Origin of the sequence: Streptomyces sp. NPDC093544 (genome assembly GCF_040683495.1) — a bacterium.
Classification (GTDB): Bacteria; Actinomycetota; Actinomycetes; order Streptomycetales; family Streptomycetaceae; genus Streptomyces.
This window is the reverse complement of the sequence record NZ_JBFBEA010000010.1, coordinates 1-17103: the sequence shown is the minus strand read 5'-3', so window position 1 is coordinate 17103 and position 17103 is coordinate 1. Positions and strand designations below refer to the sequence as shown.

The 17103-nt window shown below is 67.6% G+C and carries 8 protein-coding genes; 4 read left to right on the top strand and 4 right to left on the bottom strand.

Translation table 11 applies throughout. The annotated features are described in order from the left end of the window. Positions 1–254: 254 nt before the first annotated feature. Positions 255–881: a site-specific integrase gene (locus AB0N66_RS16595; RefSeq protein ID WP_365434542.1), complete on the bottom strand. Its 627-nt coding sequence runs from the start codon at positions 879–881 to the stop codon at positions 255–257. A gap of 222 nt (positions 882–1103) precedes the next feature. On the opposite strand from AB0N66_RS16595, the gene AB0N66_RS16590 reads away from it, so the two are divergent. Genes AB0N66_RS16590 through AB0N66_RS16580 form a run of 3 tightly spaced genes read left to right on the top strand, consistent with a single transcriptional unit; the run spans position 1104 to position 12933 of the window. Continuing rightward, positions 1104–5504, top strand: a complete 4401-nt coding sequence (locus AB0N66_RS16590) for a LamG-like jellyroll fold domain-containing protein (protein ID WP_365434539.1) — start codon at positions 1104–1106, stop codon at positions 5502–5504. Between the two features lie 57 nt (positions 5505–5561). Then, complete coding sequence (locus AB0N66_RS16585; protein WP_365434536.1) at positions 5562–12371, top strand: RHS repeat-associated core domain-containing protein; 6810 nt, start codon at positions 5562–5564, stop codon at positions 12369–12371. A 13-nt stretch (positions 12372–12384) separates the two neighbouring features. Then, positions 12385–12933: a hypothetical protein gene (locus AB0N66_RS16580; protein ID WP_365434534.1), complete on the top strand. Its 549-nt coding sequence runs from the start codon at positions 12385–12387 to the stop codon at positions 12931–12933. Between the two features lie 75 nt (positions 12934–13008). On the opposite strand, the gene AB0N66_RS16575 is transcribed toward AB0N66_RS16580, so the two are convergent. The 3 genes from AB0N66_RS16575 to AB0N66_RS16565 all read right to left on the bottom strand — a co-directional run bounded on the left by AB0N66_RS16575 (position 13009) and on the right by AB0N66_RS16565 (position 16221). After that, a complete protein-coding gene (locus AB0N66_RS16575; protein ID WP_365434531.1) occupies positions 13009–14319 on the bottom strand; it encodes a site-specific integrase in 1311 nt (436 codons plus the stop codon). After that, positions 14319–14507 (bottom strand): helix-turn-helix domain-containing protein, encoded by a 189-nt coding sequence (locus AB0N66_RS16570; RefSeq protein WP_365434528.1) that lies wholly within the window; start codon positions 14505–14507, stop codon positions 14319–14321. Before AB0N66_RS16570 ends, AB0N66_RS16575 begins: the two co-directional genes overlap by 1 nt. Positions 14508–14652: 145 nt before the next feature. Continuing rightward, entirely contained in the window at positions 14653–16221 is a 1569-nt protein-coding gene (locus AB0N66_RS16565; protein ID WP_365434525.1) for a replication initiator, read from the bottom strand. Between the two features lie 311 nt (positions 16222–16532). Between AB0N66_RS16565 and AB0N66_RS16560 the strand changes: the two genes are divergently transcribed. Beyond that, entirely contained in the window at positions 16533–16970 is a 438-nt protein-coding gene (locus AB0N66_RS16560; RefSeq protein ID WP_365434522.1) for a winged helix-turn-helix domain-containing protein, read from the top strand. Positions 16971–17103 lie beyond the last annotated feature (133 nt).

Sequence of the window (17103 nt, the reverse complement as noted above, 5' to 3'; positions counted from 1 at the left end):
CACGTGTACCACGAGTAAACACCCGCAGCCTCCGCCGCACCCCATCTTCCCTGGTCAGAGCGCTGATCCACTCTGTTCATACTCACGGGGTCGAATCGGGGTCGAATCGAGTGCACCGGCCGTTCCACGGACCGGCACCCCCTCGCGCTGCGACGGGTAGCCTCGAAACTGACAGTGAGTCTTGCTCAACAAGGTCGGGTCGGGTCAAGCCCCAACTGCCCGGCCGGCTGAACTTCCCGCGCGCGGGAACAGAGTCACGCCGAGGCGAACAAGGAACCGAACGTCTCGACCTTCACGCCCTGGACCGCAAGCGGGGGGTGGGCGTAGGTGTCCCAGGTCTCCGAGAACTCCGCGTGACGTGACAGAGCCTGAACCGTCTTCGGATCGAAGTCGCCTGATGCGCCGAGCCGTGTTGTGTAAAAGTGCTTCAGGTCATGAAACCGCGTCTGGTCAGGCAGGCCCGCCAGCTTCACGGCAGCCTTCCAGTTTCGCCGGAAAGACTCCTGCTTGAGGGGGCGGCCGTAGCGGTTGGTCACGATCAGACCCTCATCCGGCGGTGGTGCATAGCCTTTGGCCGTCCGCTGTCGCTCCCACTCCGCGCAGACCGGCGCGACCTGAGGGAAAGTCGCTATGTGCTCTTTCAAGCGCATGATCAAGAAGTGATCCACCGGCAGCGTGGCATAGCTGGCCCGGGTCTTGAGCTTTGCGGACATGCCTGCCTGCCGCTGCTCCTCTACGTAGAGCTGATCCTGATCCCAGTTCACGGCATGCCGTGTGAGTCCGAAAGCCTCGCCCTGGCGAAGTCCGGCGCAGGCAGCAATCCACACCAGGATCTCCAGCCTTGGCTGTACCTCGCGCATTGCCTTGGCGACGTCCGTCACTTGAACCGGTTCAGGCCAACCGGTGACCCATCCCCGAATCTCTGTTGACGCGTGCATGTAAGTCCTGCCTAAACTCCTTCCACTTTTGTGACGGGTGTGACTCCAGGTGGGGACTGTGGAGTGGGGGAGGGCGGGGACATGGGTGTGTCAGGCGGGCGGCCGGGTGGCAGATTGCCGCGAACTGGCAGGTTTGTTCTGGGAGTTGTTGCAGGCGCTGTGATCGTGGGTGCCGTACAGCCGACGGGGTTCGCGGCGTCCGCGACCACCGCTGAGTCGGAATCCGTTGCCGCGGCAACGGAGTCGAAGTCCGCGGCAACCTCCGGCGAGCAGAAGTCCGGCGCCGCGGCCGTCGAAGACACGCCGAGGACGGCCGACACCGTGGACAAGGCGCAGGACGCCGCCGAAGTCGGTGGCGTCAACGTGGAGATCACTTCCCTGCGCGGCGAGTCGACCGAGGTGTACGCCACGCCGGACGGCCAGTTCGAGGAGATCCAGCACCTCAGGCCGGTGCGGACCCGGGTCGCCGGGCAGTGGAAGGCGATCGACAACACCCTGGTCAAGCGGTCCGACGGCAGGGTCACGCCGAACGCGGCCGCCGTCGGCCTGGCCTTCTCCGGTGGCGGCAGCGGTCCCCTCGTCACGCTCGACCGCACCGGCAAGCAACTGTCGTTCTCCTGGCCCACTGCCCTCCCGGTACCCACGCTCGATGGGGACACCGCCATTTACGCGGATGTCCTGCCGGACGTCGACCTCAGCATGCGTGCCACCACCGACGGCTACTCCCAGCTCCTTGTGGTCAAGACGCCTGAGGCGGCCGCGAACCCCGCGCTCGCCGAGTTGGAGCTGGGCGTCGACTCGCCGGGGCTCGACCTGAGCGTCACGGACGCCGGAGGTCTGGAGGCGGTCGACGAGACCGCGGGCGGCACGGTGTTCCAGGCCGCCAGGCCCCTCATGTGGGACTCGACGCAGACGGCGGCCACACCGGCAACGCTCACATCGGCAACGCCCACACCCACGGCGCCCACACCGGCGACCGCCCGCACCCTCAGTACCTCGCAGGCCGCCTCCAGTGCGGACAAAGGTGCAGACGAAGCTGCAGACCAAGCTGCGGACGATGCCGCCGAAGGCCCCGGCGACGCCGCGAAGATCGCCCCTGTCGACATCGATGTCACCGCCGATGGCGGCGGACTCCGGCTCACCCCGGACCAGGCGCTGCTGACCGACGACGACACCACTTTCCCGGTCTACATCGACCCGCAGAGCTACACCCCGAAGGCCGGGGAGTGGACGATGGCCTCGCGCTACTGGGCGTCTTCGCCGCAGTGGCGTTTCAACGGTGACTCGGACGCCGGCATGGGCTACTGCGGCTGGGACTACTGCGCGCCGTACGACGTGAAGCGGCTGTTCTACAAGTTCCCCACGTCGAGGTTCTCCGGCAAGACGATCCTCAACGCGACCTTCGTGGCGCACGAGACCTGGTCCGGGTCGTGCGACGGGCGTTCGGTGCAACTGTGGCGCACCAAGAACTTCACCTCGGAGACCACCTGGAACAGTTCGGCCGACAACTGGCTGGACCTCCTCGACTCCAAGGACGTGGCGAAGGGCAACAGCTCCTCCTGCGCTGCCGGTGATGTGGAGTTCAATGCCACGGCAGCGGTGAAGTACGCCTCCTCGCACGACTCGGCGACCACGTCGTTCGGTCTGAAAGCGGCCGACGAGAACGACAAGTACGGCTGGAAGCGGTTCTCGGACGACGCCTACCTGCGGGTGAAGTACAACCAGCCGCCCAAGCAGATCGCCATGAGCCAACTGACGATGTCCCCTGGCGCCACCTGCAAGAAGCCCGAGAAGAAGGTCTCGATCCGCTCGCTTCCGAAGCTCACCGCCAGCAATGTGAAGGACCCCGACGCCGACCGCGTCAGCGTGCAGTTCCAGGTGCTGTGGGACGCGGGCACCGGCTTCAAGGCCCAGTGGACCTCCGCCCGGATGACACCGAAGGCGTCCGGCTCCGACTTCAGCACGACCCTCACCGAGACGCTCGGCAGCAAGAAGATCCCCAAGAACACGACGGTGGCCTGGGTGGCCAGGAGCTGGGACTACGAGGAGGGCAACTACTACAGCGCGTCACCATGGTCGGCCGCGGGATCGGCCACCAGTTGCTACTTCGTCTGGGACACCTCGGTGCCCGTCGGCCCCTCCATCGCCTCCGGCGACTACCCGGCCGCCGACGACTCCGACCCCAACGACCCGCTCTACGACGGAGTGGGCCGCTACGGGACCTTCACGCTCGACACTCCGGACACGGACGTCGTGAAGTACTGGTACGGCGTCAACGAGGAAGCCTCCTCCGCCAACGAGGTCGCCACCTCGGCCGGCGCGGCCCGCACGATCAGCTTCCGCCCGACCCGGTCCGGCACCAACTTCCTCTACGTGCAAGCCGTCGACGCCTCCGGCCGGGTCAGCGAACCCTCCCGCTACGTGTTCCGGGTGAAGTCGGGCCAGCCGACGCGCGCCGAGTGGAAACTGGACGACGCGTCCACGGCGACCCAGGCCGCCGGCACCGCGGGCACCCGCACCCTCGACGTGATGGGCGGACCCACCCTCGGCACGGTGGGTAAGAAGGGAACCGCGGTCCACTTCGACGGCGTGGACGACTATCTGGTCTCCGACATCCCGAGCGTGGACACCTCGGCCTCCTTCTCCGTGGCCGCCTGGGTGAAACTCGACAAGATCCCCGACGGTGTCGCCGTGATCGCCGCACAGCCGGGCAACTACGCACCGGGCTTCGAGCTGTACTACTCCAAGGGCTACGACCGCTGGGTGTTCAACCAGTACACGGCCGACACCGCCACGGCCACCCCGGTCCGTGCGATGCAGCCGGCGGCCGGCGGGGCCAAGGCCGGTGAGTGGGTGCATCTGGTCGGCACCTATGGAACGGGCTCGGACCTGCTGTCCCTCTACGTCAACGGCACGCTCGCCGGTACCACTTCGTACTCCACGCCGTGGGACGCCCGCCGCGGACTCCAGATCGGCGCCGGCAACATCGAGGGCGGGGCGGTCAGTCACTTCCCGGGCACGATCGACGACGTCCGTTTGTACGAGAAGCCCCTCTCGGCCACCGAGGTCAGCGACCTCTACGCCAAGGGCACCATCGGCAACGGCCGCCAGGCCCGCACCGTCTTCCCGCTGGACGAACCGGCCACCGACGCCGAAGGAATCGCGACCACGCGGATGACCGGCCGCGCGGACGTGCACCCCGCCGTCCTCGGTGGTGGGGCGAAGCTCGGCCAGGCGGGCCGCGCGGGCACCGCGCTGACCCTGGACGGCGTCGATGACTACGCCGGAACGGTCGGCCCGGTCATCAGCAACACCGTGAGTTTCTCCGTGGGCGCGTGGGTGAAGCTGGCCAAGACCAAGCCCGATCAGCCCGCCGTGATCGTGAGCCAGGCCGGCTCCGTGAAGCCCGGCTTCGAGCTGTACTACTCGGCGGCCTACGGCTGGACGGTCAACCAGTACTCCGAGGACACCACGACCGGCACGCCCATCCGGGCCACCCAGGGCAATCCGGCACTGGCCCCGGGCGGTGAGTGGACGTACGTGGTCGGCTCCTACGACGCCGTCACCGACGACTTGCGGCTGTACGTGCAGGGCAAGTGGGTGGCGACCGCGAAGGTCACCGCCCCGTTCTACGCCTCCGGCTCGCTGCGGATCGGTGCCAGCGCCGTCAGCGGCACCGTGACCAGCTTCTTCCCCGGCCAGATCTCGGACGTGCAGGTGTACGACCGTGCGCTGTCCGCTCCCGAGATCGCCGCGAAGTTCGACAGCCGGCCGACGGTCGAGGGGCGCTGGAAGCTGGATGCCGCGGCCGGCAGCCCGGCCACCTCGCCCGATGACCTGGTCCGCGAGGACCACACCGCGCACCCCCTCACCCTGGGCGCCGGCGCGCAGATCGACCTCAGCGGCGGCAGCAACATGGTCGGCGACGGCGGACTGCTGCTGAACGGCACCGGCACCGCCTACGCGTCGACCGCTGCCTCGCCCGTCGACACCAGCACCAGCTTCACGGTGTCGGCCTGGGTCACCACACCCGCCCGCCCGCAGAAGGCGGTCACGGTGATGAGCATGGCCGGGACGAACACCAACGGGTTCGCTGTGCGCTACGTACCGGACAAGACCGCCCCGGCGAACACGGGCCGCTGGCAGCTCGTCATGGCGAACGCCGACGCGACCTCGGCGACCGTGTCGACAGCCGAGCACTCGTCCTTCCAGGGCGTGGACGCCTGGGACCACATCACCGTTGTCTACGACGCCTTCGCCGGCCAGATGTTGCTGTACATCAACGGCCAGACGCAGGTCAGGCCTTGCGCGGACGCCAACGACGACGGCGAGGCCGACGATCCGGCCTGCACGGAACAGGTGTCGTGGGACTCCGCGGTGCTGCCGTTCGCGGCCGGCAAGGGGCTTCAGTTGGGCCGGATCAAGACCGGTACCAGTACATGGGGCGAGTACTGGAGCGGGGCCATCGACGACGTGTGGGTGCTTCAGGGCGCGGCGAGCGAGACCCAGATTGCCGCGCTCGGCAGCCGGGACTACGTGGGCCTGCCCACGATTCCGGGGCCGTGAACGGTGATCTCTCGGCGCGCATTCAGGACGGCGGCACTTCGAAGTGGGGGGAAGGGCATGAAGCGAGGCAGAACGGCGAAGATACGCCGACGGACCAGGGCGCGGATCGCCGTGGTGCTCGCCGCGGTGATGGTCGCCGGGCTGATCGAGGTCTCGGTCGCCCAGGCGCAGGAATCCACTGGCTCGCCGAAGATGCCGGCGTCCGAGAAGCCGGTGCCCGGAAGTACCCCGACGATGCTGCCCCGCAAGGGCGACGGCGAGTCCAAGGTGCCGGAGGAAGCGCCCCAAGAGGCCTTGCCCAAGGCCGCTTCGGCGACGCTGACCGTGTCCCCGAAGGCTGCCGACGGTGACCTGCCCGTCTCGCTCACCACGTCCCCACGGAAGGACAAGGCCGCCCGAACGCCCTTTACCGGCAAGGCGGTTGTCCAGGTCCTCGACCAGGACACGGCGGAGCGAGCCGGTGTCGACGGGATGCTGTTCTCCGTACGGCGCGCGGCCGGTGCCTCGGGCCAGTCCGTGGACGTGAGCGTGGACTACTCCGCGTTCGCGCAGGCGTACGGCGGTGCGTACGCCGCCCGTCTGAAGCTGGTGAGCCTGCCCGCCTGCGCCGCCACCGATCCGGGGTCCGCCAAGTGCTCGACGCCGACCCCGGTCGCGGCCGACAGCGATGCCGAGGCCCAGACCCTCACCGCGTCCTCCGTCGCCGTACCGGCCTCGCAGCCGCTCATGCTCGCGGCGACCGCCGCCGCCTCCAGCGACCACGGCGACTACAAGGCAACCCAGTTGTCGGCGTCCTCGGCCTGGAACACCAACCTCAACACGGGCGACTTCACCTGGTCCTACAGCCTGCCCGTCACTGACGTGCCCGGTTCCTTCACCCCGCAGCTCGGCCTCGGCTACTCCTCCGGCGGCATCGACGGCCGTACGGCCAACAGCAACAACCAGGCTTCCTGGGTCGGCGACGGCTTCGATCTGTGGCCCGGTTTCATCGAGCGCAGCTACAAGCCCTGCGCCGATGAGGACGTGAAGAACTCGGCCGGTATCAAGGTGGGCGACCTGTGCTGGGCGTACGACAACGCGACCGTGTCCTTCAACGGGCACTCCGGTGAACTCGTCGCCACCGGCACCAACACTTTCCGGATCAAGGGCGACGACGGCACCAAGGTCGAGCGGATCTACGGCGCCGACGCCACCGCTGACGTGCGCGCCAACGGCGCCCGCAAGGACGAGTACTGGAAGCTCACCACCACCGACGGCACCCAGTACCACTTCGGCTACAACCGCCTGCCGGGCTGGTCCACGGGCAGCGCCGAGACCAACTCCGCCTGGACCGTGCCGGTGTACGGCAACGACACCGACGAGCCGTGCCACGCTGCCACCTTCGCCGACTCCTGGTGCCAGCAGGGCTGGCGGTGGAACCTCGACTACGCGGTCGACGCGTACGGGAACGCCATCACGTACTACTACAACCAGGAAATCAACTACTACGGCCGCAACCTCAAGCCCGAGGACGAGACGAAGTACGTCCGCGGCGGCTCCCTCGACCACATCGACTACGGTCTGCGCAGCTCCTCGGTGTACTCGGCCAAGGCGCTCGGCCGGGTCTCCTTCACCTCCGCCGAACGGTGCCTGCGGCAGACCGGGGTGACGTGCGAGGCGTCCACGATCGACGACAAGTCGTTCTACTGGTACGACACTCCATGGGACCTGAACTGCAAGTCCGGTGCGGACTGCACCAGTTCGCCCTCGCCGTCCTTCTGGACCCGTAATCGGCTGACCGGTCTGACCGCCAGTGTGCTCAAACCCGACGGTACCTACACGCCCATCGACTCATGGGCGTTCGAACACCACTGGGGCACGGCGGACATCGACTACCAGCTACTGCTGACGTCCATTCAGCACACTGGGAAGTCCGCCACCCCCGAGATCACCCTGCCCAAGGTCACCTTCGGCTACGACCAGCGCGCCAATCGGCTCGACATCGAGGGCGACGACACGGCCCCCTTCATCAAGGAGCGCCTGGCGACGATCACCGACGAGTCGGGCGGCCAGACCGACGTCACCTATTCCACGGCCGTCTGCGACGCGTCCGACCTGCCGACGCCCCAGACGAACACCACGCGCTGCTTCCCGGTGTACTTCACCAAGGAGGGCGACGCGGACCCGACCAGACAGTGGTTCAACAAGTACGTCGTCGAGGCGGTCACGCAGACCGACCGCACCAAGTCCTCGCCGGACATGGTCACCCGCTACAGCTATCTGGACGGCGCGGCCTGGCACTACGACGACGATGACGGCCTGACCAAGGAGAAGTACAAGACCTGGTCCACCTGGCGCGGCTACGCCCACGTCCGCGTGCAGACCGGTGGCCAGGACCCGGTCGGCATGAAGTCGCAGACCGACCACTACTTCCTGCGCGGAATGGACGGCGACCGGGCGGCCCCGACAGGCGGCACCAAGTCCGTCAGTGTCTCCGACGACAACGGCGGCACCATCACCGACCACGACTCCGCGGCCGGCTTCGAGTACAAGACGGAGAGTTACAGCGGTCCCGGCGGCAAGGTCCTGGAGAAGACCGTCAACACGCCCTGGCACCGCCAGACCGCCTCCCGCGTCCGGCTCTGGGGCACCACCACCGCCAACCTGACCGGCACCGCGAACACCCGCACCTGGACCTCGCTCGACGCGGGCGCGGGCAGCAACTGGCGTACGACGTACAAGTCCAACACCTTCGAGGCCGGCGGCGTCGGCCGGGTGATCCAGACCGACGACTTCGGGGACGAGACCACCTCGAAGGACAACCAGTGCACGCGCACGACCTACGTCGACAACACGGGCGTGTACATCCTGGACTCCCCGTCCCGCGTGGAGACGGTAGCGGTCAAGTGCGCCGACGCCCCCGACCGTAGCAAGGACGTCATCGCCGACGTACGTACCGCCTATGACGGCCAGGGCTACGGAGTGGCCCCGACCAAGGGTGACGCCACTCGTACCGCCATTCTGTCCAAGCACACCGGCACCACCGCGACCTACCTGGAGTCCGAGAGCACGTACGACTCCTACGGCCGCCAACTGACCGACAAGGACATCTCCGCGACCGTCACGGCCGCGGAGACCACGGCACCGGTACGCACCGCGCGCACGGACGGCCGTACCACCACCACCGCCTACTCGCCGACCACGGGCTTCCCGACCACGTCGACGGTGACCACCCCGCCCGCCACCACGGTCGCGACCACCACGCAGGTCACCAAGACCACCTACGACGGTCTGCGCGGTCTGGCGACGAGCGTGCTCGACACCAACAACAAGCGTACCGACACCACTTACGACGCTTTCGGCCGCAGCCTGGGGATCTGGCTGCCGAACCGCTCCATGGCCAACGAGGAGACACCGAACTATCAGTTCACGTACGCCAACGGTGGCAGCGGCCCGATCGCGGTCGGCACCCGGACCCTGAAGAACGACGGCACCCAGCAGACGACGTACCAACTCCTCGACGGATTCCTGCGCGAACGCCAGACCCAGGCACCCGGACCGAACGGGAAGCGCCTCGTCACGGACACCTTCTACGACGAACGCGGCCTGGTGGCCAAGGAGTTCGCCCCCTACTACAACGACCAGAGTGCACCCTCGCCGGACCTGCTCCAGCTCGACAACCCGCTGCGGGTGGAGTCCCAGACGCTGAACACGTACGACGGTCTGGGCCGGGTCACGACAGCCCAGCAGATCGCCGGCAACGGCGACTTCGGCGCGGTGCTGTCCACGACGCGGACCGAGTACGGCGGCGACAGGGTCTCCGTCACCCCGCCCAAGGGCGCCACTCCCACTACGACGATCCAGGACGCCCGCGGCAACGTCACCGATCTGCTTCAGTACCAGGCGGCCACCCCGACCGGTGGGTACGACCGAACCCAGTACGAGTGGACGCCGACCGCGAAACTCTCCAAGCTGACCGACCCCTCCGCCAACGTCTGGAGCTGGACCTACGACCAGCGCGGCAACCAGACGCTGGCCAAGGACCCGGACAGGGGCGACACGGTCTCCGTGTACGACGACCGCAGCCAACTGGTGTCCACCACCGACAGTCGCAACCGGAAGGTCACCCAGGTCTACGACGGGCTCGGCCGCGTGACCGAGACCCACGACGGTGAGGCCACCGGGCCGCTGCTCACCCAGCAGGTCTGGGACCCGACCGGCGCCGAGGGCCAGCTCTCCACGTCGACCCGGTACGTGGGCGGGGTGAGCGGACTCGCGTACAAGACCACCTACAGCATGTACGACAACCTCTACCGCCCTCAGCGCACCTCGGTCGCCATCCCGTCCGTCACCGGCGAGGAGGCCCTGGCCGGCACGTATCTGACGAGTACCACCTTCAACCTCGACAACACCGTCAAGTCGCAGAGCTATCCGGCGGCCGGCTCGCTGGCCGCGGAGACACTGACGCCGACGTACGACGAGATCCAGCGCCCCAAGACGCTCAGCGCGGCAGGCGGCATCACCTACATCTCCGACACCACCTACAGCTTCACCGGCAAGCCGCTCCAGTTCGTCTACCAGGCGGTCGGCGCAAAGCAGGTGAAGGTCACCAACGACTACGAGTGGGGTACTCAGCGGCTCCACAACACCCGTGTCGACCGCGAGGACGTGACCGGCACCGACCGGTCCGCGACCTACGCCTACGACGAGGCGGGCAACGTCACCTCCATCTCGGACGTCTCCCGCTCGGGCACCGACACCCAGTGCTTCCAGTACGACTACCTGGCCCGCCTGACCGAGGCATGGACCCAGTCCACGACGACCTGCGCGGCGAGTCCGACCGCCGCGGTCCTGGGCGGCCCGGCCGCGTACTGGCAGTCGTTCGCCTACGACAAGAGCGGCAACCGCACCGCTGAGACCAGGCACGACAGCACCGGCGACCCGGCCAAGGACCTCAAGCTCACCTACCGATACCCGCCGGCCGGCTCCACCCGTCCGCACGGAGTCACCAGCGTCGACACCACAGGCCCCACGGGCACGGCCACCGACAGCTTCACCTACACCGCGACGGGCGACACCGAGACCCGCACCATAGCGGGCAACAAGCAGACCCTTGAATGGGACGCCGAGGGCCATCTCTCCAAGGCCACCGAACCGGCCGGCAGCAGTGCGAAGACCACCTCGTACGTGTACGACGCCGACGGCGAGCGGCTGATCCGCCGCACCGACACCGAGACCACCGTCTACCTCGGCGCCACCGAACTCACCCTCACCAAGGGCTCCACCACGGGGAAGGCCACCCGCTACTACGACCTCGGCGGCGGCAACACGGCGATCCGCACCGACGACAACAAACTCAGCTTCCTCCTCGGGGACCACCACGGCACGAGCGAACTCGCCGTCAACGCGACCGACCTGACGGTGCAGCAGCGCCGCTCCACCCCGTTCGGCGGCGCACGCGGCGCGGCACCCACGAGTTGGCCCGGTGAGAAGGGCTTCGTCGGCGGAACGCGGGACGCGACGACGGGACTTACCCACCTGGGCGCGAGAGAGTACGACCCCTCGACGGGCCGCTTCCTCTCGGTGGACCCGATCCTGAACCCGAACGACCCGCAGTCCCTCAACGGCTACGCCTACAGCAACAACAACCCGACCACCCTCAGCGACCCGGCCGGTACCGAGATCGGCTCCCGCCCCAACTCCTGCCAGTACTCCCTGGACAACTGCTCCAAGGAGGTCCAGGAGTCCGTCGGCTACAACCCGACCACTCATAAGGTGACCCCGAGCCAGCAGACGGCGAATGTCGGCAAGGCTCAAGCGATCAAGCAGACGCCGGTCATCGAGATCGTCAAGAAGGTCGGCTGGGAGCTGTTCAAGGACTACATCGGCCTGACCGACCTCCAGGGCTGCATCTCAGGCAGCGTCTCCGGCTGCGCCAGCTTGCTCATGGGCGTCATCCCGTGGACCGCGGTGTTCAAGAAGGGCACGCAGCTCATCAAGGGCGCCTGGAAGATCGCCAGGGCGGTGGGGAAGTGGAAGAAGGAGCAGAAATGGGCCGACGAGATCCTGGAGTCGGCCGAATCCTGCCTCGTCAAGCACAGCTTCCTGCCGGGCACCCAGGTCCTCATGGCCGACGGTACGACGAAGGACATCCAGGAGCTGAAGACCGGTGACGTGGTCCTGGTCACCGACCCGGAGACCGGGAAGACGGTCAAACGGAAGGTCGTCCGGACCATCACCACGGAGGACGACAAGGACTTCACCACCCTCACCGTCGCCACCTCCGACGGCCCTTCCACCATCACAGCCACCGACACCCACCCCTTCTGGGTCCCCGACCTCAATACCTGGTCCGACGCCGGCACCCTCCAACCCGGCCAACACCTCCGCACCAGCGCCGGCACCCACGTCCAGATCACAGCGGTCAAGCACTACACGAAGCGCCAGCGCACACACGACCTGACGATCGATGAGGTCCATACGTACTATGTACTCGCGGGCGACACGCCGATCTTGGTTCATAACTGCAACGGGGCGAATCTTGAGCTGACCTATAAGCCGGATTGGACGCCGGAGCAGATTGCCGCTGCGGATGCCAAGGTCGCGGCTTTGAATGACGCGCAACAGCTCGTTGTCACCAAGGTCAACCGCTCCGGAAGCGCCGCGGATGTTTGGCGTCGAGCTGGAAACAATACGGTTTCAGGAAGTGATATCGACCACAAGATTGATCTCCAGCTTGGTGGGGCTGACGACGTCAGTAATATGTGGCCACTCGACAGTTCCGTCAATCGAAGCTTGGGCTCCCAGATTTCTGGCCAGCTGAAGAGGCAGGGTCTACAGCCAGGTGATCTGGTGTGTAGCATCACGATCACAGTCAGACGGTGTTAGGTGAGGTAGGGCAATGCAGTTGCGAGACCTGAACGTCTCCCGCGCTGTAGCGACCGATGCCGGCATGTTCGGCATCTGGCGCACAAGTGTCTTCGCGCACGTCAGCGAGCTGGATCAGTGGGAGGACGAAGTTGCTGAAGACTCCGCCCTCGCACGCCAGATCGCCGATGGTGCCTTCGTTCCCCTCAACATCGGTGGAGGCGGAGCTTTTCAGGCGGCGGTGCGAGGTGTGGAGTCTCCAGGGCAGCTGAGCGAGAGAGAGAGGGAGTATTTGCTCGTTTCGTCGGAGCCCTACCTACTCATCTCTGATGGCGAGCTTGAGCTCGGCGGTCTTGAAGGCGTCGGGAACTACTCGGGAGCCGAAACCGTTGGGATCTCTCTCGATAGTGGCCAATATGCAGTTGTTGTGCATCTGCTGGACTGGCAGGCAGAACCAGGTAGTCGGGGGAGCGGCGGAGAGCCCTCTCCTAATGCTCTTCCTGACTTCATTGTGGAGATTTTTGCAGATTCACGAGAGCGTTCTGGCTATCGTGCCAAGGTCGAAACGTTCGAGAGGTCCTAGGAAATAGCAGAGGCCCCACCGGATATCTTCCGGTGGGGCCTCTGTGGCGTCTGACGGCAGTAGTTGACGGCAACGTCAGCGGACAGGTGCTGCACAAAGCGGTGGTTCGTCGCCGTCGTCGGGCCGCGCGGCGGGCTGGGCGGGGTTGCGGAGGGCGGTGCCGAGGAGGTCGATGGCGTCGCGTTGGAGGCGGAGTCGGACGTGGGCGTACACCGTTGCGGTCACGTCGATGTGGGCATGGCCCAACAGCTCCTTGATCACGACGAGTTCTACGCCCTGTCCCAGGAGGAGGGTCGCCGCCGAGTGGCGGAGGTCGTGAAACCGGATGCGGCGCAGGGTGGCCCGGCGGAGCAGGGTGTTGAAGTGCCGGGTGAGGGTGGCCCCTTCGATCGGGGCGTCGTTGAGTCGGGTGAAGACGTAGCCGCTGTCCTGCCAGCTATTGCCTGCTGCTTCGCGTTCCTGACGCTGGCGGTTGCGGTGCTGTTCGAGGGAGCGCAGGCAGGTGGTGGGCAGGGCGATGCGGCGTTCTGAGCTCTGGGTCTTGGTCGGGAGGGCGGTCGGGCCGGTGGTGTTGGTGCGTTGGAGGGTGCGTCGGATGCTGGCGGTGCCACCGGTGAGGTCGAGGTCTTCCCAGCGCAGGCCGAGGAGTTCGCCTTTGCGGAGCCCGGTGTGCAGAGCGAGTTCGAACAGTGGCTGCAATCGGTGACCGCTGGTGGCGGCCAGGAACTCGCGGGCTTCTTCGGCGGTGAGGGGTTCGAAGCGGCGGGGCCGGGGTGTGCCGGTGAGGACGTTGCGGGCGACGTTGCGCGGGATCTCCTCCTCGCGTACCGCGTGCTCCAGAGCGGACTTGAGCACGGAGTGAACGTAGGCCAGGGTCAGCGGCGAGAGCCGCTTGGAGCAGCACGACCCAACGGCGCAGCATCGGGGCTCATCACGGCCCGTATCGATGCCTCGCGCGCAGCACTGGCAGGTGGTGCGGAGCTGGTTGAGCCAGGTGCGGATGTCCTTGGCGGCGAGCTTGGCGAGCTTCTTCCGGCCGAGGCCGGGGATGAGGTAGAGCCGGGCGACGGCGGTGTAGCGGGTGTGGGTGTTCTCGCGGAGCTGGTGGACGGCGACGTTCTCCAGCCAGTACGTCAGGTACGCAGCCAGGCTGCCCTGCGCGGATGGAACGGGGATGCCGCGGTTACTGGCTGCGATCTTCTCGGTGAGCTTGGTCAGCGCGTCTTTACCGGTGGTGCCGCAGACGTGGACGCGCTTGCGGGTGTTGCCGGGGGCGAGGACGTATCCGGCGGCTTCCCAGCGGCTGTCCTTGCGTTGGTAGACGGTCCCGTCGCAGTTCGCACGGGTGCGGGAGCGGCGGGACGAAGCGGGGCGGGCTGTGGTCATCAGGCGGCTTCCTGTTCCAGTCGGGTGTGGATGAAGTCGGTGAGGGCGTGGGTGGGGATGCGGCGGGCGCGGCCGAGGGTGAGGGAGGCGAGTTGCCGGGTGCGGATGAGGTCGTAGACGGCGGTGCGGCCGAGTTGGAGGCGTTCCATGACCTGGGGGACGGTGAGGAGTTCCGTGCCGGCGGTCACGCGACGGCCCTTGCCCGGACAGCGCGGGGCAGCCGATCAGTGGAGTGACCGACCGGGTGACCGGCGCGGTCGCCGGCGTGGTCGCTGGAGCGCTTCGAGCGCCGGGTGTGGATCGGTTGCTCGGGTCGGGTCTGCCGTGTTGCGGTCAGGAGGTCGGCGAGGTGTTCGTGTTCGGGCAGGAGGCCGGTTCCGGCGTACTTCCAGTGGGAGATGACCAGCGTCGTATCCGTGTCCACGCGCTGACTGGCGATGTTGTGGTGACCGGGGGCCAGGTCGGTGGGGTGTCCGGTGCGGTCCTCGACCGGACTGCCGTCCTTCTGGCGGACCTGCGTTTCAGCCGACGCTGGGGCTGGGGTCTGGGTGTCGGGTCGGCTGGTTCGCCAGGCGGTGCGTTCGGCTCGGAGGTGGTGAGGGTGGTGGAGTAGTGGCGGGTGCGGGTGGAGAAGTGGCCGCGGAAGCCGAGCATGTGGGCCCATTGGCGCAGGCGGAGGTGGGCGTGCCGTCGCTTGGTGGCGAGGTGCCAGGCGGTGTGGATCATGTGGCGGGCGTGGTCGGTGATGTCGTGGGTGGCGAGTTCGGCGAGGAAGCGGAGGCGGCGGTCGAGGGTGCCAGTGGTGGTCTCGGCTCCCTTGGTGGCGTACTTGGCGATGTAACTGGCGACGTGCCGGTCTGTGACGGGGCCGCCACCGGTGAAGTCCGTACTGCGGATTGCGCGGACATCGATCTGCCGCCCGAACCGGAACACCAGCCGATCGCCCCGGCCGACCTGCCGGGCTCCGGGCGTGTTCGCGGCGGGCTGTTGCGGCTGGCCTTCATGCGCGACGCGGGTGCGGGTGGCGGCGGCGTGGATGGCGTGGTCGAGGAGCTGGGTGGTGGCCCAGGCGGGTGGGGTGCTGGTGGGGCCGGTGGGTCCGTCGAGGCGGATGACGGCGTGGAAGTGGACCTGGCCGCGCTTTTGGTACTCGGCGACCTTGGCGTAGGAGAGCGTGGCGTGGTGGCGCAGGGTCCGCTGCGTCAGTCCGGCGGCCTTGGCGATCTCGCGGCGTAGGTGGGTGGTGAAGCGTGCCCACAGGGCTGGGGCGTGCGCGTTCCAGAGCACCGCGCCGGTGTAGTCGTAGTGGTCACGGTCGAGCGGGGTGCCGAGGAGCGGGTCGTCGTCGGCATGGAGTTGGCCGCAGTGGCAGCGGCTGGTGTCGGGTTGGTTGTGGACGGGGCCGAAGCCGGGGGCGGTGAGGGTGGCGAATACGCGTGGGTGCGTGGCGACGCTGGTGGGGACTGTTTTGCCGCCGCGTAGTCCGGCGGCGATGAGTTGGTAGGTGTCGTAGCGGTAGACGGTGGAGCAGGCGGGGCAGCGGGTGGCGCGGCGGTTGCCGCAGCGGACCAGCAGTTCGCCCGCCGGGAGCTGTCCGGAGTCGAAGTGGTCGAGGATCTCGCCGGTGGCGGTGTCCAGGTGGGTGCGGTGCCCGGTGAGGCGGATCGGGTGCGCGCATCCGCCGAGTCCGGCTATCTGTCGTGTGAGGGGTGCGAGTTGGCCGGTGGCGGCGAGTTTCGCCAGCTTGGTGGTGAGCCTGGCGCGGCGCTCCAGCGCCGACCGCCCTTTCGCCGCCGAGGTGGTGGCGTGCGTCGGGCAGGTCGGCGTCGTCAACGTCGACGACGAGGGACGTGAGGCGGCTGGAACGGCTGCGGGGTACGGGTGTTGGAGGTGTGTGGGCATGGGGGAAGGGGCCTTTCGGCGGGAGCGCGGAAGCGGTACGGCGCGGGGAAGGGTGGGCAGGCCCAAGTTGTCGGCTCACAGGGGAACGGGGCGCCTCGAAGTTGGGCGCGGGGGCCGGACCAGTAGGGCTTGGTCGGCGGGGCGCGGTGGTGATCACCGGCGGGTGTGGGACGTTAACATCGTCTCACCGGCGCATTCAAGTGCATCCCTCCTGATTCCTTTTTTGCGGGTGGTGGGACGCGGGTAGTGTGGGGCCGGTTTCCCGGTTTGGACGGGCCGGATTTCGCTGGTAGAGGGCGTGGAAAGCGGGGGTGACCGGCGTGGTGGTGGGGCGGCGCGGGCGGAGGCCGGCGGGCGGCGGGGTGCCGCTGACGTTCGAGGTGATCGCCGAGACCCTGCGCGAGCGGATCCGCTCCGGCGGACTTGGCGCGGGGGATCCGTTGCCGACTCAGGCCGTGTTGATGCGGGAGTTCGGGGCGGCGAGCCTGACCGTGCAGAAGGCCATGACCCTGTTGAAGCAGGAGGGGTGGGCGGTCTCCCGCCCCGGCAAGGGCGCCTTCGTCGCCCACCACGATCACCCCGACGGGGCCGGTGATCTCGACGCCCCGGAGGCAACTGCACCCGCCAACGGGACGACGGCCCGCGTCGAGGCGTTGGAACGTGCGCTGGCCGAGGCCGCTCAGCAGATTGCCGACCTTCGTGGCCGCGTCGAGGCCCTGGAGTCAGGCAGCGGCGGGCGGGGCCACTGACCCGCCGTGCCGGGACGCTGGTAAGGGCTGGTAAGGGCTGTCTAGTCCCAGGTGATGGCTGACGTTCTGGTCCCAGGTGATGCTTGACGGTGGGCCTAGACAACATCGGACACTTCGTAGGGTTTGTTCGCCT